Genomic DNA, 18,794 nt, shown 5'->3' with positions numbered 1-18,794 from the left:
AGATGTAATCGGCCAGGGCCGGGATCGTGCGGATTCCCTGGTGAGGCAAGGCTATCAGTGGGCGACAGTTGGGCGCTGCGAAGCGGCTCGTGACCAGGGGAAACGCGCCACTGCTTACATTAGATGTACTTTTCTTACATTAGATGTAAGACTATCGGGGTGGACTTCGAGGACGGGAACCGGCCTGGATCGGTGACGGCGCTGCGGCCGGGCAACGTGTCGTTGCTGCGCCCGGTGGAGCAGGTCTTCGATGACATGCTGGCCGGCTGGTCGGCGCAGCAGTCCTCGCGGATGCTGAATGCGAAGACGATCGGGGCGCGACTGGCGCAGGTGCGCCGGTTCGCCGGGTTCTGCGGGAGCCTGCCGTGGGAGTGGACTCCTGCCGACATCGAGGAGTGGACGACCGAGCTGGTCTCCGGCGACAAGCCCTGCTCGCACGGCACGATCCGCTCTTATCAGAACGCGGTCGCGTTGTTCTGCGACTTCCTCACCGACCGTCGTTACGGGTGGGTGGAGCGGTGCGAGGAGCTGTTCGGCACCCACCCGGTGCAGGTCTGCCACGAGTGGAACACCGCGATCCACACGGGCGATCACGAGGCACGCCCGACGGTGCGACCTCTGTCGCGGATCGAGGTGCAAACCTTCTTCGACTACGCCGACGATCGCGTCGACCAGGCCCGCACACGCGGGAAGAAGGGCTGGAAGTCGGTATTCCGCGACGCGACGCTGTTCAAGATGATCTACGCCTTCGGGCTGCGTCGTCGTGAGGTCGGGATGCTGGACCTTCATGACTTCACCCGCAACCCGACCGCGACCGAGTTCGGCCGGTTCGGGGTCTGCAACGTCCGGTGGGGCAAAGCCAGCCGTGGCTCTCAACCCCGGCGTCGCGCGGTGCTGGCGGTGTTCGACTGGACCCGCCCGGTGATTGAGGAATACGTCACCGAGGTGCTGCCCCTGTTCGACACGGCCGGCAGCGGGATGCTCTGGCCGACCGAGCGACAATCCAGGGTCAGCGGGAGCTACATCGGGCTACGGTTCGCCGAGTACCGCGACGAGCTCGGCTTCGACCCCGCCCTGCACCCGCACTGCCTGCGGCACTCCTATGTGACGCATCTGATCGAGGACGGCTTCGACCCGCTGTTCGTGCAGCAGCAGGTCGGGCACCGCTGGGGATCGACCACCGCCCTCTACACCGGCGTCTCCGGCGACTACCGGAACCGCACCCTGCGCCGCGCTCTGGACGCGGCGTTCACTCCACCATCGGCGATCGAGGAAGGCTGACCATCATGACGAAGACCGTGGCCTATCGCTGGCACGTCCGCAAGGTGATGAACGAGCACGGCATGCAGTCCACCACCGACCTGGTGCCGCTGCTGGCCGAACGAGGCGTGGTGATGACCTCCACGCAGGTCTACCGGATCGTGACCGGGCAGCCCGAGCGGTTGAACATGCGGTTCCTGGCCGCGCTCTGCGACATCTTCGATGTCACACCGAACGACCTGATCGAGCCCTACGTCGCGACCAAATCCCGGCGCGGCCGCAAGACCGGCACCACCGGGGCGGCCACGCCGTCGAAGCCGAGCAAGAACCGTCCGACTCGCGCGGTCATCAGACCGGCCGGGGACTGATCGACTGAATGGCGAGCACGATCGTCCGCGGTACCTGTTTCCGCTGCGGACGGGACAAGAACCTGCGCTGGAACCACATCCTGGATCGGGGCGAATGCCGAGCCTGCCGCGCGCAGCGCTCACCCGAGGAGGTCTGCACGGGCTGCGGCAGGACGCGACGGGTCAACGCCCGCACCGACGATGGCGGCGCGATCTGCGTGACCTGCTACGCCCGCACCCGCACCGCCGAGGACGCCTGCGACGAATGCGGCACTCTCGGCCCACTGGCTACTCGGGCCGGCGGGAAGCGCGCGGGATCGCGGAACCTCTGCCCGCGTTGCTACCGCAACCCGAAGCGGGTCTGCGGCGTCTGCGGCCGGCTCAAACGGATCGCGTTGAAAGCCACCGCGACGACGCCGGATATCTGCCCGACCTGCTACCAGGCGCCGGTGATCGACTGCTCGATCTGCGGGCGGCAGGCCCTCGGCCGCCGCACCACCAATCATGGCCGTCCCCGCTGCTTCGCCTGCCAAGCCGCCCAGCAGATCGACGCCGCACTCACCGGCCCAGGCGGGACGATCCGCCCCGAGCTCAAAGGCGTCCGCGACGCGCTGACCGAGCTTCGCCAACCCCGGTCGCTGCTGAGCAACTGGCGGGGTCTTGCAAGCCTGCGCCTGCTCACCGACATCGCCGCCGGCCGGCTCGACCTGTCCCACGATGCTCTCGATGCCCAGCCGCAGGTCTTCTCGGTCAACTACCTGCGCGCCATGCTCGTCGCCGCCGAGGCGCTCCCGCCACGCGATGAGAACGCCACCAGGCTGCACCGCTACGTCACCGAAACCGTCGCCGGCATCACCGATCCCGAGCTGCGCGGAGTGCTGACACGCTACGCCCGCTGGCACGTCGCCGGCCGCGCCAAGACCAACCGCCACGGTCGCATCAGCGCGCACGTCGCGGCCCGCTGCCGGGGCGACATTCAGACCGCCAAGAGCTTCCTCGACCACCTCACCGCCTACGGCCATGACCTCGACGATTGCCCGCAAGCCTGCATCGATGCCTGGCTCGGCGGCCCCAGTCGGAGCGCCCGTCTGAGCTTCATCCGCTGGCTCAAACGAGGCGGCTACCTACCCCGAGTACGACTGCCCGAGCCCATCGCGCCGAAGGACCCAGGCCACGACGCTGATCCCGACGAACAACTCGCCCTGGCCCGACGGCTCCTGCACGACCCCGACTCCGCCAGCATCGAGGACCGCGCCGCAGCCTGCCTGATCCTGCTCTACGCCCAACCCGCCGCGAAGATCGCCGCCCTAACCACCAGCGACATCAAGGTCAGCGACGGCGACACCTACCTCGCCCTCGGCCCCGAGCCACTGCTGCTCATCCCGCCGCTCGACGCCCTGGTCACCGCGCTGCCGGTCGCCAAGCCCTTCGGCACGGCAAGCACCCTCGCCGATCCCCGCTGGCTGTTCACCGGGAAGAACGCCGGCACCCACCTGCACCCCACGTCGCTCATGGCGCGCATGAACCGGCTCGGGATCATCACCCGCGCCAGCCGCAACACCGCCCTGCTGCACCTGGCATCCACGACCCCGCCCGCCGTGTTCGCCTCCCTCACCGGCACCAGCATCGGCACCGCCACCCGCTGGGCCGAACTCACCGGCTCCGCCTGGAACAACTACGCCGGCGCGCGCCGCTGACGCTGAGCAGCCTGGCGCGCTCGGGGAGGGCCACCAGCCCGAACCATCAAGAGGGCGGAGGGTTACAGGTCTCGAATGTCCTCGACACCCTGATCGCTAATCTTGAAGATCGCCACCTCGGGGTTCGTGTCAACGAGGTACCTGTTCAGCAGGTCGCTGACTCGATCGATGGTCTGCGTTGCGTCGTCGATGGAGTCGTAGAGCTTCCGATACAGCTCGGGGCTGTCCAAGCCGGGGATGCCCTTCCATCCGCCGTGGTCGAACAGCAACCGGTGGACCAGATAGTTCCGCGCCTCGACAAGGGTGCGGTACTCGGCTTGGAGATGGTCTGGAAGCTGAGGCTCCACGGCCTTTGCTTTCGCCCCCAGCGTGCTCCGCTCGCGAGGGGGCTTGCCCAGCAGCACCTGGTGGATCGTCTCTGCGGCGGCTTCGGCGACCTGGCAACGGGCGATCGCTCTGCCGAGCAGCAGGTACAGCAACTGCTGAGCGTCCTCCGGGTTACCGGGAACGGGGACCTCCTGCGCCAACAGACCACCTCTCAGATCAGCCTCGCGCATGGCACCAGATGCTTGCGATCCCTCCTCGCCCGACGACCTCAGCCTACCGTCGCCGACCCCCATGGGTTCTGCCGCGCACCTCGTGGCATGGACATTTCAACCGCTTCGAATAATTGCTAGCGCCGGTTGAGCTGAGCGGCATGGACGTGTTCCCGGACTTCGACGGCCTCGGTGGGATCGGTGATCTGCGCGCGGTGATCGGCGCGCTGCTCACCTTCGTCCTGGTGATCGCTGTGCTGATGCTGATCGTCTGCGCCATCGTCTGGGCACTGGCCACCGCCAACGGCCACCATGCTGCGGCCAGCAAGGCCCGCATCGGCGCATGGACCGCAATCGGCGCCGCGGTCCTCGCCGGCGGCGGGGTGGCGTGGCTCAACTGGCTGATAGACCTCGGCCAGACGCTGTAAGCGTCACTACCGGAGGCGCTGAGCAAGGACGTGACCATGCGTGCGCGCTCCAGGGTCGGTTCGGGTGTGCCTGCCGATCACGCGGAAGCCGGCGCCCTCCATCACCGCCCCCAGGAGATCGGGGGGCCAGAACTGGGCAGCGGTCACCGCATGATCAAACTCGATGAGGTCCTCACCGGCGAAGAAGCCCACCAGAAGGGTGCCGCCGGGACGCAATGCACGGGCGAACTCACCGAACGCGGCGCCGATGCGTGCCGGGTCGATATGAATCAGCGAGTACCACGCCAGGATGCCGCCCACGCTGGCATCGGCCACGTCCAGCGCCTCGGCCCACCCGGCCTGGAAAGCGACATCCGGGAACCGCGCGCGAGCGTCCTCGATGAACTCGGGCACCGGATCAATCCCCGTCACCTCGACTCCAGCCTGGTGCAGGAAGCTCGCCCACTGTCCCGGTCCGCATCCGACGTCAAGGACTTGACCCTGGACGCCGCGGCCCCAAGCCTCGATCAACGCCTGGTCCGCCGGCGCCGTGGCATCGATCGACCCGAGCCGGGCGATGTACTCACCGGCACGCCGTGCGTACGCATCACGCACCGTCTCGATCCTCACCTGACCATCCTACGAACCGACCAGGCACGGCCCGTGCACCTGAAGAGCGAGAACCCTCGTCCTCGCTTGCTTAAGGAGCACCCCGCCGTGAACGCCCTGACCCTGCTCACCGACACCGCCACAACCCTCGCGGCACTGCCCGCCCTGGTGCCGATGGACATCAACATCGACCCCAACAGCGACGGCCTTCCCGGCATCGCCCAGCTGCGCACCATCGTCGGCGCGGTCATGACCATCGGTCTGATCCTGTCCGTCCTCGCGCTGATCATCTCCGCGATCGTGTGGGGCTTCGGCGCCAACTCCTCCAATCCCCACCTGGCCGGGCGCGGCAAGGTCGGCGTCCTGGTCTCCTGCGGTGCGGCGGTGATCTGCGGGGCTTCCGTGACACTGATCAACTTCTTCTGGAACGTCGGCCAGCAGGTCTGACCCCACCAACACCGGAATACAAGGGGTGATCTGCGGTGGGTGTGTGCGACGTCCCCATCATCTCCGCGGTGTGCGACACCGCCGGCGAAGCCGCGGCCTCCCTGGTCGCGGCCCCGTTCGATTGGCTTGCCCAGGCCATGGGTGCCGCCGCCGGGTGGCTGTTCGAGGCCGTCTGGGCCGTGTTCGACACCACCACCCTCGTCGATGTCACCCGCCCGGAATACGTGGCCGTCTACAACATCCTGTTCGGCATCGCCGTGTTCGTGATGCTGATCTTCTTCTGCCTCCAGCTCATCACCGGGCTGATCCGCCGCGACCCCACCGCCCTGTCCCGCGCCGCGCTCGGACTGGTCAAATCCGTGCTCGGCTCGTTCGTGGTCATCACGCTGACCGCGTTGTTGCTGGAGATCGTCGACCAGCTGTGCATCGGGATCATCGAAGCCGCTGGAGAGACCACCGAGTCGATGGGCGACAAGATCACCCTGCTGGCCGCCGGGCTGGTCGGGATCAACATCGCCGCCCCAGGGGTGGGGGCGATCATCACGATCTTCCTCGCCGGGCTGGCCATCGCCGCCGCGGCCATCGTCTGGCTCTCCCTGCTCATCCGGAAAGCGCTGCTGCTGGTGGCGATCGTGTTCGCACCCCTGGCGTTCTCCGGCGCCTCGTGGGATGCCTCGCGGGGGTGGATCGGCAAGTGGGCGATGTTCGTCATCGCGCTGATCTGCTCCAAGCTCGTCCTGGTCGTGATGTTCCTGGTCGCCGTCACCCAGGTCTCAGCGCCGATCGATGCGGACCTGTCCTCGATCAGCGACCCGCTGGCCGGGATCGTGCTGATGGCGATGGCCGCGTTCGCGCCCTACCTGACGTACAAGTTCATCAGCTTCATCGGCTTCGACATGTACCACGCCATCGGGTCCGAACAGGACGCGAAGAACGCCCTCAACCGGCCCATCCCCACCCCGACCCAACCCGCCGGCGACGGACCGAAGAAGGTCCTCGACGGCGGCAGTGAGGGCACCACCAGCGGGACTGGCGGCAACGGCGGTGGAACCGGTGGTGGTGGGGGTGGGAAGGCTCCGCCCCAGCCGAAGACCGCCGCCCCCCAAGCAGCCAGTGGCGGGGCGGGTGCCGCTGGTGGAGGCGCCGCCGCCGGCTCTACAGGAGCCAGCGGTGCCGGAGCCGGCGCAGGAGCCGGTGCAGGAGCCGGGGCGAGTGCGGGTGCGGGTGCGGCCGCTGGTCCGGCCGCGGCCGCGGTCATCGCCGGAAAGGTCGCCAAGGACGCGGCCACCGCTGGCCCCAAGGCCGGCGCAGCCCTCGCTAGTCAGGCCGAGGCCGCCGCCGACAGCGCCAGCCAGGCCGGCGCCACGCCCCCTCCACCGCCGGCACCCCCGCCCTCAGCCGCGCACGGACCCAAGGCGCCGTCCACCCCGGAGCCGAGGACACCCTCGGCGGGTCCGTCGCAGCCGCCGGAGCCCAGCTCTCCGCCAGCACCGAAGCCGAGCTCGCCGCCTGCGCCGAGGCCGAGCCCGCCGCCGGCGCCGAAGCCGACCGGGAAGGAGTGAGCGGCCATGAGCGCCAAGCACACCCACTCCTCGACCGAGCTGGTGCCGGTGAAGTTCTCCCGGCTCACCCGCCGCGGCATCCTCCTCGGCCTCTCGCTGGCCCAGCTCATCACCCTGGCCATCGGCGTCCTGGCCGTCGTGGGCGCGCTCTACGCCGGCGGCGGCATCCTGCTGGCCTACACCGCCCCGATCTGGGTGCTGGCCGCCGCGCTGACCTGGATACCCATCGCCGGACGCCCAGCTGTGGAATGGCTGCCGGTGGCGTGCTGGTGGCTGTGGCGCACCACCGGCGGGCAGCTGCTGTACCGGCGCCGAATCGTCACGCCGCGGCCGGTGGGCACCCTCGCACTGCCCGGGGACATGGCCCGGCTGCGGGAGTACACCGACCCCGAGACCAGTGCCGGGATGATCCACGACCCCACCGCCGCCACCCTGACCGTCGTGTGCGAGGTGAGCCATCCGGCGTTCGTGCTGCTCGACCCCGGTGAGCAGGAACGGCGCGTCACCTCCTGGGGCCGGGTGCTGGCCACGGCCTGCCGCTCCGGACGCATCGCGACCCTGCAAGTCCTGGAACGGACTCTGCCCGACTCCGGCACCGGGCTGGCCGAATGGTGGGCCGCCCACGGCAGCGCCGATGACTCCTGGGCCGCCACCACCTACGCCGAACTCATCGACCGGGCCGGTCCCGCCGGGGAACGGCACGCCACCACTGTGTCGCTGTCGCTGGACATGAAGACCGCGGCGCGGCAGATCAGGACCGCCGGCGGCGGCATCCGCGGCGCCGCCGCCGTGCTGCGCCAGGAGATGGCCACCCTGGTCGCGGCGCTGCGCTCGGCCGACCTCACCCCCTCGGTGTGGCTGACCCCGGGACAGATCGCGGTCATCCTCCGATCGGCCTACGACCCGGCGATCGCCGCGACCCTGGAGCGGCACGGTGAACTTGGGCAGAACATCGCCACCGCCGGCCCCGTGGCGGTCAACGAGTCCTGGACCAGGTTGCGCACCGACTCGGCCCACCATGCCGTGCTGTGGGTCTCGGAATGGCCGCGCTCGATGGTCTACCCCGGGTTCCTGTCCCCCGTGCTGCTGTCCACCGGCATCCAACGGTCGTTCTCGCTGCTCTGCACCCCGCTGCGTTCGGACCAGGCCGCCCGGGACATCCGCAAGAAGAAGGTCGAACACATCAGTGACGCCGCGCAGCGCGCGAAGATCGGGCAGATCGAAGACGCCGCCCAGATCGCCGAGTACCACGACGTGCTCCAGCAGGAGGCCGACCTGACCGCCGGCCACGGCGTGCTGCGCTACACCGGGCTGATCAGCGTCTCCGCACCCACCGTCGAGGAGTTGGAGGCCGGGGTTGCGGCGATCGAGCAGGCCGCGATCCAAGCCTCCTGCGAGACCCGGCTTCTGGTCGGGCAGCAGGCCGCGGCGTTCACCGCCGCGGCATTGCCGCTGTGCCGCCGCATCTGACCGGCAGATCACGCCGGTCCCGACGTAGGGGCGCGCGGTGCACCTGGGAGACGAGCCCTCTTCCGGGCTTTGCTCTCGTCACAGGAGGCCTCATGCCCACGTACCACGATCCGCTCAAAGACGCCGCCGAGGCATCCGAAGCGCTGCGCGGTCTGGCCCACGCGAGCCGGGGTTTCGACAACCCGGCCGACACCTACGCCGTGTTCGGTGACCTGGTCGCCGGGGTGCGGTCGCTGCGGCAGGTGCTCGACCAGCTCGCCAGCGCGCACCTGACCCACCGGCGCCGGGCTCACGATGACGACGGCGATCACCGCGCCGGGACGCGCAGCGCGCTGGCCGCCGCCGATGAGCTGCACCAGGCCGGCACCCTGCTCGATCAGGTCCATGACCGGCTCGACGTGGCCTTCGGTCACTCCGGGCGGATCGCCTGGCACCCCGAGCCCGCCATCACCACGGATGCCCCGACCGACACCGCGGCCCGGCGGTGGGTCAGCGTGGTGTTCCTGCAAGGCGAGGAAGCCGACGAGGTGCTGGACCTGATCGACCGTGACGGCCCCGACGCCGCCATCCAGTATCTGCGCGGTTGGGACTACGGGGAGGAGACCACCGACGCGGCCCTGGAGAACGGCTACGTCTACGACGAACCCCCGACCGGGCCGCTCGACCGGGTGGTCGCCGAGGGTGACTACACCCTCACCTACAACGCGGCGATGGGACATGTCAGCCTGCTCCGGGCGCACACCGCTCCGCTCGATCCGGCTCTCGACGAGACAGACGTGGTGTCCGCTCGCCAGGCCATCGGCGGCGTTGGCTCCCTCGATGCGAGCACACCGCGCTCCGCAGCGTCGCTGACGCCGGGGCGGTCGCAGCGGACAACTGCTGGGCCGGAGAAGGACTGGTTCGCCGCTCCCGCCCGTTCCTCACAGTCGGCCGGGCGGGGGGTGTCGCTGTGAGCGCCCGCGAGACCGAACGCCTGCACGCCTCCGTCCTGGTCGCCCCGGCCGCGGAACGCCGGCGGCTGCGCAAACAGCGCCACCGCGCCGCCGCCAAACTCCGGGCCGAGCAGCACCGGGCCGAGCAAGCCGCAGCACGAGCGAAAGCCGAAGCGGAGAAGGCCGAACGCAAGGCCACGAGATATCTGCCCGCTGCCGGTGAGCTCGGCCCGGCGGCGCTGCGGACCCCGGGCGGGTTCCGGCTGCCGCGCCATCAGGACACCTCGGCGACATTGGCCGGGGCGTATCCGTTTGTGGCCGAAGGCGGCCTGGGCGCTGACGGGGTGTTCGTCGGTCAAGACCTCTACTCCGGCGGGTCCTTCGTCTACGACCCCTGGGTGCTCTACGCCCGCGGCATCATCACCGCGCCCAACGTCGTCCTGGCCGGCATTGTGGGCTCCGGCAAGTCGTCGCTGGCCAAGGCGCTCTACACCCGGTCGTTGCCGTTCGGGCGGCGGGTGTATGTCCCCGGTGACCCGAAGGGCGAGCACACCGCCGTCGCGAACGCGGTCGGCGGCAAGGCGATCGTCCTCGGCCACGGCCTGAACACCCGTCTGAACCCGCTCGACGAAGGTCACCGCCCTTCAGGGCTGTCGGATGCACAGTGGGCTATGACGGTCGCCTCCCGTCGTCGCGACCTCATCGGTGCGCTGGCCGAGACGGTCCTGGCCCGGGGGCTGACACCTTTGGAGCACACCGCCATCGACCTGGCCCTCACCGAGACGGTCCGCGACAACGAGGTGCCGATCCTGCCGATGGTCGTCGACCGCATCCTCACCCCCGGCGCGGATGCCGATGAGCGGCTGGCCGAGGACGGTCGGCTCGTCGGCCACGCGCTGCGCCGACTGGTCGCCGGCGACCTCGCCGGCCTGTTCGACGGTCCCTCCACCGTCGCGTTCGACCCGTCACTGCCGATGATCTCTCTGGACCTGTCGAGGGTCACCGAGAACTCCACCCTGATCAGCGTGCTGATGACCTGCTCCAGCGCGTGGATGGAGTCCGCGCTGCTGGACCCCGGCGGTGGTCAGCGGTGGGTGATCTACGACGAAGCCTGGCGGTTGATGTCCCATCCGGCGCTGCTGCGCCGGATGGACGCCCACTGGCGCCTGGCACGGCATTACGGGATCGCGAACATGCTGAGCTTGTCAAGATTTCTGTGTAAGCGGTCGGTCTCTCGTGGTTGGTTTGTCTTACAGGTAGGGGTTGATGCGCTCGGGGTATGCGATGGCGAGCTGGGCCAGGGCCTGCTTCCAGTTCGTCACGACCTGGCCCTCGACGAGTCGCGGCTTGGCCTTGCGCTCGGCGGCGGGCTTCCCGCGTTCCTTGGCCCGCTCGCGGGCTCGTCTGTCCTCGATGTTGCAGATCGCCAGCCACAGCAGCTTCACCACGGCGTCGTCGTTGGGGAAGTGGCCGCGGTTCTTGGTGACCTTGCGGAGCTGGTAGTTCAACGACTCGATGCTGTTGGTCGTGTAGATCACCCGCCGTAGCTCGGGCGGGAACGCCAAGAACGGGATGAACCGCTCCCACGCCGCTTCCCAGGTCGCCACGGCGTGGGGGTACTTCTTGCCCCAGATCGAATCCTGGAACGCCGCGAACGCCTCGCGTGCGGTCTTGTCGTTGGCCGCGGTGTACATCGGTTTCAACGCCTTCGCGACGGCCTTGCGGTCGCTGTAGGACACGAACCGCATCGAGGCCCGGATCAGGTGCACCACGCACGTCTGCACGGTCGCGTGCTGCCAGGTCGCCTCGATCGCCTCCGGCAGCCCAACCAGGCCGTCGCAGCACACGATGAGCACGTCACGCACGCCGCGATTGGCGAGCTCGGCGCACACCCCGGCCCAGAACTTCGCGCCCTCGGAGGTCTGGATCCAGATCCCCAGGACGTGCTTGATGCCGTCCATGTCGACCCCGACGGCGATGTGGGCGGACTTGTTGATCACGTGCGCGCCGTCGCGGACCTTGACCACGATCGCGTCGAGGTAGACCACCGGGTAGAACGCCTCGAGTGGCCGGGCCTGCCACTCCACGATCTCCTCGGCGATCGCGTCGGTGATGTTGCTGATCGTCTCGTGCGACAGCTCGGTCCCGATCGTCGAGGCGAGGTGGTGGCCGATGTCGCGCACCGTCATCCCGCCCGCGTAGAGAGAGATGATCATCTCATCGAGCCCTGACAGGCGCCGGCTGCCCTTCGGGACCAGCGTGGGGGTGAACGTCCCGTCGCGGTCGCGCGGGATTGCCAGATCGACGTCCCCGGTCTGGGTGGCGACCTTCTTCGGGGTCGTGCCGTTCCTCGAGTTCGACACCGCCGACGCCTCGGGCGCGCCCTTCTCATAGCCCAGGTGGCCGGTGAGCTCGGCCTGGAGCCCGCGTTCGAGGGTGGCCTTGATCAGGCCCGGGATGAACCCACCGTCGCCGGTCAGCTCGATCTCGCCGGAATCGATCTTCGCGAACAGCCCGTCCAACGCACCCGACGCGGCGAGTTCGGCCGCAGCCCTCGAGCCCGGCATGTCCGCTCGATCAGCGCGCCGCTGAGCGGACGCCTTCTTGTAATCCGGTCGCCCGGTTCCTTCGGTCACAGCACTCATCATCATTCCTTTGCTGAGACCGACCCCTTACACAAACCATCTGACACCCCCAACATGCTCATCTTCCACAAACTCTCTGATCTGGACAACGTCGGCGACGCCGGCTCCGCGATGCGGTCGCTGGCGAACTCGCTGCTGGCCAACGCCGAGACCCGCATCGTCTACCGGCAGGAGTCCGATCAGCTCGGCCCCACCGCCCAAGCGCTCGGGCTCACCGGCACCGAGCAGAAACTCCTGCCCACCCTCGGGGTCGGGCAGGGACTGTGGCGCATCAAACACCGGGCCTTCGTGACCCAACACCAGCTGCACCCCGCCGAACTGGCCCTGTTCGACACCAGCTCCCGGCTCACCTCGGGGGTGAACCGCCCCGGGTTCAGTGGAGGCTCGGTTCTGACATTTCGAGGGTCTCAGACTCGTGCTGCGTGAGGTAGTAGGTGGCTTCGGCCTCGGCCGGTGGGATGTTGCCGAGCGCCTCGAAGAGGCGCCGGTTGTTGAACCAGTCGACCCACTCCAGTGTGGCGATCTCGACGTCGTCGAGGTTCCGCCACGGACCGCGCCGTCTGATGACTTCGGTCTTGAACAGGCCGATGATCGATTCGGCCATGGCGTTGACGCCCCTATAGGTCAAGACTTCATTGTGGCGCCTCGCCCCGGCGGGCGCGGTGGTCGGTCATCACGGCTTGGTACACCTCGCGGGCGAGGTAACGCTTGAGGCACCGGATGATGTCGCGTTTAGACAGCCCCTCGGCAGTGCGTCGGGCGACGTAATCGATGGTCGGCTGATGGAACCTCATCCGGACGATCACAGCTCGGTAGAGGGCGGCGTTCGCTTCGCGGTGACCGGCTCGTGAGAGCCGGTGCCGGTTCGTCATGCCTGATGAGGCAGGGACCGGACTGGTGCCGCAAAGCTTGGCAAACGCGGCTTCGGAGTGAACGCGTTCTGGGTTGTCGCCGAAGACGATGAGGACCTCGGCGGCGGTGTCGGCGCCGATGCCCAGTCCTTCACGCAGGGTGGGTGCGTGGGCGCGGGTGAGGTCGTCGAGGATCGTGTCGTGCTCGCGGATTTCGGCGTCCAGCGTTTGGTAGCGCTTCGCGAGCGTCCGTAGCGCGTGCTTCGCACTCGCGGTCGGTGAGGTCACCGCTCCCGGACGCAACGAGGCGCACCGGTTGATGAGGACCTTGTCGGATGTCCCGGCGAGGTGCTCGCGCAGGTCCGCGGGCGCGGTGACGATCAGCGCCTTGAGCGTGATCATCGCGCTGGTCCTGGCCTTCCGCGCGGTGTCCCGGGCGATCTTGATCTGTCGGATCATCTCGGCGGTGCCGTCGGCGGACTTCGGGATCGCCGTCGCTTGGCCGCCGAGTACTGCACGCGCGGCGGCCTCGGCGTCGAGGGTGTCGCTCTTGCCGTTGCTGCGACGGCCGCGCCGGTCACCGCGGTTGACCTCGATGACGCGGTGGCCGGTGCGGCGCAGGAAACTGGCCAGGCCGACTCCGTAGCTGCCGGTGCCCTCGACGCCGTAAGCGATCACGCGACCGTTGCCGGCCAACGAGGCGGCCCAAGCCTCGAGTTGCGCGTATCCCTCGCGGTTCGCCGCGACATGCTGCGCAGCGAGCCGTGCGCCGAGGTGGTCCAAGGCGACCGCGACGTGGGCGTACTTGTGGGTGTCGACACCGATGATGATCTGCCGACTCGTGACGTCGGCGGCTACCTGCTCGGCGGGTTCGACGGTCATGCTGGTCATGGCTGCCCTCCTGATCTGCTGGCTGGTCGGGCTGGTCGGGCGGGTAGGACAGGACTGTGATGGGTCAGGTTTGGCGATCAGGCCCCTATTCGGTCACCGCCCTCCCGGCCAGCCGGCGTGTGCGTTGATCGCCACCTGGCCGGCGCCGACAGATCAACGCCAAGGCACCGCGGCCAGTCGTAAGCAAGGGTCAGACCCGGCCAGGCAGCCCCTGATTCTTCTCACAGTCGTAGGAGTCCCCGACCGACCCGATCGAGGGCTTCGCGCCGGCCTCGGCGAGCCGCTCGGTGTAGCGGATCGAGGTGTACTGGCTGCCCGCGTCCGAGTGATGCACCAGCCCCTGGATGGAGTGGCCTTCGCGCTGGCGTTGCCAGATCCCCATCTCGAGGGCGTCCAGCACCAGGTCGGTGCTCATCGACCGGGACACCCGCCAGCCGGTGATCACCCGGGCGAAGACGTCGACACAGAAGGCGACGTAGACGAACCCCGACCAGGTCGCCACGTAGGTGAAGTCCACAACCCACAGCTCGTTGGGACGAACAGCCACGAACTGCCGCTCGACCAGGTCCTCCGGCCGCGGCGCAGCGGGGTCGGGGCGGGTGGTGCGCCTGCTGGCGCCCCGGACCGCTCCGGCCAGGCCATCGGCAGCCATCAGCCGCTCCACGGTGCAGCGGGCGACCTCGATGCCCTCGCGGTTGAGCTGACGCCACACCTTGCGGGCCCCATAGACCCCGTAGTTCGACTCATGAACCCGGCGGATCTCGATGATCAGCTCCGCATCCCGAACCGCCCGGGCCGACGCGGGTCGCTTCGCGTGAGCCCAGTAGGTCGCCGGGGCGATCTTGCAGCCGTGCTCGGACAGCACCCTGCAGATCGGCTCGACCCCGAACTCCCTGCCATCGACCCTGTCGTGGCGGTGCTCGTCGATGAACCTCACGAGCGTGGCGATGGGCGGTCGAGCTCCGCCGCGAAGAAAGCCGAGGCGGTCTTCAAGATCGCGTTCGCCCGCCGCAGCTCACGGTTCTCGGCCTCCAGCTCCTTGAGCCGGCGCTGCTGGTCGGTCGACAGGCCTGGCTTGGTCCCGGCATCGATCTGGGCCTGCTTGACCCAGCCCCGCAACGTGTCGCGGTTGATGCCCAGCTGCTCCGACACCCGGCTGCACGCGCCGGTGACCGAGAGCTCGAGGTCGGGATCGGCAAGCAGATCCTCGACCAAACGAATCGCCCGATCACGAAGCTCGACCGGGTACTTCTTCGGTGCTGGCATGACTCCACCCTTCCGTGGGATCAATGCCTCCACCAGACCCGGGGCGGTTCAGGGTGAAGTGATGACCCGCAAACCCCCACACCGCACCTCCCGGCAGGGACCGGATCAGACCCCGGTCGTGCTGCCCCACGTGCTCATCACCGTCACCGAGACCGGCCGCTTGGACGTCACCGTCGACGGCACCGACTTCCCTGCACCATCGGAGGGCGAGGCGTGGACCCGAAGCAGCTTCGGCACCCTGGTGGACGCCATCACCCAGGACCGAACGATCACGGTCCGCATCGAGGTGCACGAGAGCGACGGGACCGTGTTCACCGACATCATCCACGCCCGCCGACACACCAGACCCGAACCGCCCGAGGCCGACAGGAAGGACCGGCGGAGCAAGCACGCCAAGACCAAGGGCGCCCAAGATGACAGCCATGGACCGGTCCTGGTCGAGGTCTCCGCGGACGGATTCGTGCCGGGTGAGGACGTGGCCGTCGCGGTCATCGTCTCCCACACCGATGCCTCCCACACCGGCGATGTCCGCGCCCTCCTCGACAAGCATCAGCTCACATGGGCGCGGGCCAACGACACGGGCGAGGTCGTGTTGCTCGGGCGAGTCTCCGGCACCATCCACGTTCAGCAGCTTCCATGAACGCTCCACAGCGGCAGAGCGGTTCCTACGGCGACGAGCTGACCAACGCCGCGCTCATCGCCCTGATCGGCATGTTCGGCGTCGCCCTCATCCTGCGCGCCTCCGCCTCGGTGGCGGCGTTCCTCACCGGCACACCGCAACCCGACGCCGGTCCGGCGGCCGGCCTCGGGGTGCTGTTCAACCCCAGTGACCCGGCAAGCGCGCTGGCCGCCGACGGGCTCAATCCGTTTGTGTACTGGGGCACCACCGCGCTCCTGCTCTCAGGACTCGTGACCATCGGTGCCTGGGTGTGGGTGCGGCTGCGCCGGCGCTCCCGGAAGGTCGCGCGTGACCCGCGGCGCCTCGCCGGGACCGCCACCGCCCAGGAAGTCACCGAAACAGCCTCCGCCAAAGCGCTGCTGAAACGGGCCTCGACGCTACGGCCCTCGCTGACCGACCCAGACCCGGAGGATGTCGGCTACCTGATCGGCACCGCGCGGGGCAAGCAGGTGTGGGCGTCCGTGGAGGACTCGATCCTGCTCATCGGCCCACCCCGCTCCGGCAAGGGCCTGCACATCGTCATCCCCACGATCCTGGACGCCCCCGGCGCAGTAGTCACCACCAGCACCCGGCCGGACAACCTCACCGCCACCCTCCGCGCCCGAGAGCGTCTCGGCCCGGTGGCGGTGTTCGACCCCCAGCACTTGGCCGAGGGCATCCCCGCCGGGCTGCGCTGGTCCCCGATCCGCGGCTGCCAGGACCCGCTGACGGCCATGATCCGTGCCACCGGACTGGCCGCCGCCACCGGGCTGTCCGCCGGCGGTGTCGAAGCCGGCGGCTTCTGGGAAGGCAAGACCCGCACCGCCCTCCAAGCCCTCCTGCACGCCGCCGCCCTCGACTACCGGCCACCGGCCGAATTGTTCCGCTGGACACTCGACCCCTCCGCAGCGGCCGAAGCCGTCGCGATCCTCACCAACTCACCCCTAGCCGCCACCGGGTGGGCGGACTCCCTCGGGGCGATGATCGACGCCGACCCCAAGACCCGCGACTCCATCTGGCAAGGCGTGGCGCTGGCCCTCGGCGCCCTTGCCGACCCCCGCGTACTGGATACCGTGACGCCACGACCAGGTGAGGACTTCGACCCCGAGGACTTCATCACCGACCGCGGCACCCTCTACCTACTCGCCACCGGCGCCGGCGCCGGGGCGTCCGCGGCCCTGGTGGCTGCGTTCGTCGAAGACCTCATCGAAACCGCCCGCAGGATCGCGGCCCGTTCACCCGGCGCCCGGCTCGACCCGCCCCTGCTGCTTGCCCTGGACGAGATCGGCAACCTCGCCCCCCTGCCTTCGCTTCCAACGCTGATGGCCGAAGGCGGCGGCACTGGCATCACCACCCTGCCCGTGCTCCAGTCCCTCGCCCAGGCACGCGACAAGTGGTCCGACAACCAGGCCGGCGCGATCTGGGACGCCTCCATCGTCAAGATCATCCTCGGCGGCGCCTCCAACAGCCGCGACCTTCAAGACCTGTCCACCCTCATCGGTGAGCGCGACGAGTACACCGACTCCGTCACCGTCGGCGACCACGGCACCCGCTCCAACCAACGCTCCATCCGCCGCGTCCCGATCCTCCCACCCGACCGCATCCGCACACTCCCGTTCGGCACCGGCGTCACCCTCCTCCGCGCCGCACCACCCATCATCACCGACCTACGCGCCTGGCCGACCCGGCCTGACGCGACCCAGCTGAAGACCGACCGGGCCGAAATCGAAGCGCTGCTGCGCCACCCCGGACAGCCGCGAGCCCTGCCTGGGGAGGGGCGTGCACCTGCCTGACACAGCGGCCACGTCCTGGTGGTCGCCATTGATCGTCAGGAGAAGGTCCGATGGCTATCCGCACGCAGCAGTCCATCTCGGGGTTCATCGCCACTGATCCCCAGCTCACGACCACAGAGAACGGTGACGCACGGTTCTATGCCCGGTTCGGGCAGGAGAACTACCGCCGCGAAGAGGACGGATCGTTCACGAAGCTGGAGCCGAGCTTCAGCAACCTTGTGCTGTACCGGGCGACCGCCGAACGCGCCTACGAGCGGTTCGCCAAAGGCGACAACTTCGTCGCCGAAGGCTACGCGCACGAGTACTCCTACACCCGCGACGGGCAACAGATCGAGGGCGAGGAGTTCGTGGCCAAGAAGATCGGCCACGACACCGCCCGCACCCGCTACGAGGTGGACCGCACACCCCGCCGGACAGCAGACCGCGAGAACGTCACCCGTGAGCAGAACCAGGCGTTCGACCCGCCACCAGCCCGGCCGGCTGCCGATGCGCCGGTGCTGGGCCACTGAACGGGAGACGCAAGCACCATGAGCGACCAGACGCCGCCCCAGGAGCCCGACGAGAGCGACCTCATTGACGACCTGGACGACGACCTCGGCGAGCAGATGGCCACTGAGCCGATGGGCGGACCACCGCACCCGGTCAACTGGAACCTGCTCTCCGCCCACGACCTGGAACAGGAATGGCTGGAGCTGAACCGGTGGGTCGACTGGCTCCGCCACACCTACGGGCTTCCCGCCGCCGTGATCCCGCCATTCTGGCACCACCACCCCGAACTGGTCTGGGAGCTATCCGCCCTTCACTTGCACTGGCTGTGCGCCTACGACCCCGAGCAGAACGGGTCCGCACCCATCGGCTGGCACCGCGACTTCGCCGACGCCCGGGCGCGGCTGCGCGACTGGGTCGCTGCTTCCGGCACTCGCCTCGACCGGGACCGCCCCACCCGGCAGACCACCTGGCCAGGTGAAGAGCCCGCACCACCCATGGAGGACGTCGTGATCGCTGACCGTGACGATGAGTTCGTCGACTTCGTCGACGAGCAGGTCCGACAACGGCAAGCCGCCGAAGATGCGTTCTTCGCCACCATCGACGACGCCACGGGGGAACTGTTCGACCATCGCACCGGTGACCGTGAGCAAGGGACACGCTGATGGTGCGCTCTTACAGGCGCAAAGCCAACCGGGCCGACGCGGACCGGCCGGTCCGCGTTCGGTTCGACCGGCGTGAGGAGATCGACGCTGAGAAGATCGCCGAAGTCCTCATCCGCCTGGCCCTGCGAGCCGCCGACGACGAGGTCACCGCCCAAGCAGGCAAGCACCTCCGGCACCTGCTCACACCCAGACGGTAGAATCAGACGCCACACGACGATCACGGCGTCGCTGGCACCGACCCTAAACCCCGCCCCCAGGGGTGTTCTTTTCGA

Annotated in this window: 18 protein-coding genes and 2 pseudogenes; 14 read left to right on the top strand and 6 right to left on the bottom strand. The window is 68.8% G+C overall.

Features of this window, described 5'->3' with window-relative positions; all coding sequences use genetic code 11:
* The first annotated feature begins 159 nt into the window (after window positions 1–159).
* The 3 genes from K8W59_RS02490 to K8W59_RS02480 are packed head-to-tail and all read left to right on the top strand — an operon-like array spanning window position 160 to window position 3,304.
* Window positions 160–1,281 carry a tyrosine-type recombinase/integrase gene (locus K8W59_RS02490; RefSeq protein WP_017883429.1) on the top strand — a complete coding sequence of 374 codons (1,122 nt, stop codon included), beginning with the start codon at window positions 160–162 and terminating at the stop codon, window positions 1,279–1,281.
* A 5-nt stretch (window positions 1,282–1,286) separates the two neighbouring features.
* The gene (locus K8W59_RS02485; protein WP_017883430.1) at window positions 1,287–1,628 is read left to right on the top strand and encodes a helix-turn-helix domain-containing protein; all 342 of its coding nucleotides are present in this window, start codon (window positions 1,287–1,289) and stop codon (window positions 1,626–1,628) included.
* An 8-nt stretch (window positions 1,629–1,636) separates the two neighbouring features.
* Window positions 1,637–3,304, top strand: a complete 1,668-nt coding sequence (locus K8W59_RS02480; protein WP_031289818.1) for a hypothetical protein — start codon at window positions 1,637–1,639, stop codon at window positions 3,302–3,304.
* A 62-nt stretch (window positions 3,305–3,366) separates the two neighbouring features.
* Here the strand turns inward: K8W59_RS02480 and K8W59_RS02475 are convergent, their stop codons facing one another.
* Window positions 3,367–3,861 (bottom strand): hypothetical protein, encoded by a 495-nt coding sequence (locus K8W59_RS02475; protein ID WP_223397179.1) that lies wholly within the window; start codon window positions 3,859–3,861, stop codon window positions 3,367–3,369.
* Window positions 3,862–4,001: 140 nt separating this feature from the next.
* Between K8W59_RS02475 and K8W59_RS02470 the strand changes: the two genes are divergently transcribed.
* The gene (locus tag K8W59_RS02470; RefSeq protein WP_223397178.1) at window positions 4,002–4,268 is read left to right on the top strand and encodes a DUF6112 family protein; all 267 of its coding nucleotides are present in this window, start codon (window positions 4,002–4,004) and stop codon (window positions 4,266–4,268) included.
* Window positions 4,269–4,274: 6 nt separating this feature from the next.
* On the opposite strand, the gene K8W59_RS02465 is transcribed toward K8W59_RS02470, so the two are convergent.
* Window positions 4,275–4,877 (bottom strand): class I SAM-dependent methyltransferase, encoded by a 603-nt coding sequence (locus K8W59_RS02465; RefSeq protein WP_223397177.1) that lies wholly within the window; start codon window positions 4,875–4,877, stop codon window positions 4,275–4,277.
* 87 nt (window positions 4,878–4,964) lie between these two features.
* On the opposite strand from K8W59_RS02465, the gene K8W59_RS02460 reads away from it, so the two are divergent.
* The 4 genes from K8W59_RS02460 (at window position 4,965) to K8W59_RS02445 (ending at window position 9,288) form a co-directional block, all read left to right on the top strand.
* The gene (locus K8W59_RS02460; protein WP_449866982.1) at window positions 4,965–5,303 is read left to right on the top strand and encodes a DUF6112 family protein; all 339 of its coding nucleotides are present in this window, start codon (window positions 4,965–4,967) and stop codon (window positions 5,301–5,303) included.
* 68 nt (window positions 5,304–5,371) lie between these two features.
* Complete coding sequence (locus K8W59_RS02455) at window positions 5,372–6,865, top strand: conjugal transfer protein TrbL (protein WP_223397176.1); 1,494 nt, start codon at window positions 5,372–5,374, stop codon at window positions 6,863–6,865.
* 6 nt (window positions 6,866–6,871) lie between these two features.
* Window positions 6,872–8,335, top strand: coding sequence for a PrgI family protein (locus K8W59_RS02450; protein WP_223397175.1), 1,464 nt, complete (start codon window positions 6,872–6,874; stop codon window positions 8,333–8,335).
* Window positions 8,336–8,427: 92 nt separating this feature from the next.
* Window positions 8,428–9,288 carry a hypothetical protein gene (locus K8W59_RS02445; RefSeq protein ID WP_223397174.1) on the top strand — a complete coding sequence of 287 codons (861 nt, stop codon included), beginning with the start codon at window positions 8,428–8,430 and terminating at the stop codon, window positions 9,286–9,288.
* Window positions 9,289–10,517: 1,229 nt separating this feature from the next.
* Here K8W59_RS02445 and K8W59_RS02435 read toward each other — a convergent pair.
* Window positions 10,518–11,834: an IS256 family transposase gene (locus tag K8W59_RS02435; RefSeq protein ID WP_223397173.1), complete on the bottom strand. Its 1,317-nt coding sequence runs from the start codon at window positions 11,832–11,834 to the stop codon at window positions 10,518–10,520.
* 132 nt (window positions 11,835–11,966) lie between these two features.
* On the opposite strand from K8W59_RS02435, the gene K8W59_RS02430 reads away from it, so the two are divergent.
* Window positions 11,967–12,338, top strand: coding sequence for a hypothetical protein (locus K8W59_RS02430; RefSeq protein WP_449866981.1), 372 nt, complete (start codon window positions 11,967–11,969; stop codon window positions 12,336–12,338).
* On the opposite strand, the pseudogene K8W59_RS02425 reads toward K8W59_RS02430, so the two are convergent.
* The 3 genes and pseudogenes from K8W59_RS02425 to K8W59_RS02415 form a co-directional block, all read right to left on the bottom strand.
* Window positions 12,286–12,522, bottom strand: a pseudogene (locus K8W59_RS02425) (integrase core domain-containing protein); the annotation flags it as partial. The gene K8W59_RS02430 and the pseudogene K8W59_RS02425 overlap by 53 nt on opposite strands.
* Window positions 12,523–12,544: 22 nt before the next feature.
* Window positions 12,545–13,654 carry an IS110 family RNA-guided transposase gene (locus K8W59_RS02420; RefSeq protein ID WP_223396521.1) on the bottom strand — a complete coding sequence of 370 codons (1,110 nt, stop codon included), beginning with the start codon at window positions 13,652–13,654 and terminating at the stop codon, window positions 12,545–12,547.
* Window positions 13,655–13,880: 226 nt separating this feature from the next.
* A pseudogene (locus tag K8W59_RS02415) lies at window positions 13,881–14,920 on the bottom strand (IS3 family transposase); the annotation flags it as partial.
* Between the two features lie 61 nt (window positions 14,921–14,981).
* Between K8W59_RS02415 and K8W59_RS02410 the strand changes: the two are divergent.
* From K8W59_RS02410 to K8W59_RS02390, 5 genes are read left to right on the top strand one after another with little or no spacing between them, the layout of a single operon-like run.
* On the top strand, window positions 14,982–15,560 hold the full coding sequence (locus K8W59_RS02410; protein WP_223397172.1) for a hypothetical protein: 579 nt from the start codon (window positions 14,982–14,984) through the stop codon (window positions 15,558–15,560).
* A complete protein-coding gene (locus tag K8W59_RS02405; protein WP_223397171.1) occupies window positions 15,557–17,371 on the top strand; it encodes a type IV secretory system conjugative DNA transfer family protein in 1,815 nt (604 codons plus the stop codon). Before K8W59_RS02410 ends, K8W59_RS02405 begins: the two co-directional genes overlap by 4 nt.
* A gap of 50 nt (window positions 17,372–17,421) precedes the next feature.
* On the top strand, window positions 17,422–17,880 hold the full coding sequence (locus K8W59_RS02400) for a single-stranded DNA-binding protein (RefSeq protein ID WP_223397170.1): 459 nt from the start codon (window positions 17,422–17,424) through the stop codon (window positions 17,878–17,880).
* Window positions 17,881–17,898: 18 nt separating this feature from the next.
* Window positions 17,899–18,522, top strand: coding sequence for a hypothetical protein (locus K8W59_RS02395; protein ID WP_397195940.1), 624 nt, complete (start codon window positions 17,899–17,901; stop codon window positions 18,520–18,522).
* The gene (locus K8W59_RS02390; protein ID WP_223397169.1) at window positions 18,522–18,719 is read left to right on the top strand and encodes a hypothetical protein; all 198 of its coding nucleotides are present in this window, start codon (window positions 18,522–18,524) and stop codon (window positions 18,717–18,719) included. The genes K8W59_RS02395 and K8W59_RS02390 overlap by 1 nt, the downstream gene beginning before the upstream one ends.
* Window positions 18,720–18,794: the final 75 nt, after the last annotated feature.

It is taken from the genome of Nocardioides rotundus, assembly GCF_019931675.1.
In the GTDB taxonomy this organism is placed as follows: Bacteria; Actinomycetota; Actinomycetes; order Propionibacteriales; family Nocardioidaceae; genus Nocardioides; species Nocardioides rotundus.
Note: the sequence above shows the minus strand (reverse complement) of the source record. Positions and strands in the feature narration are given on the sequence as shown.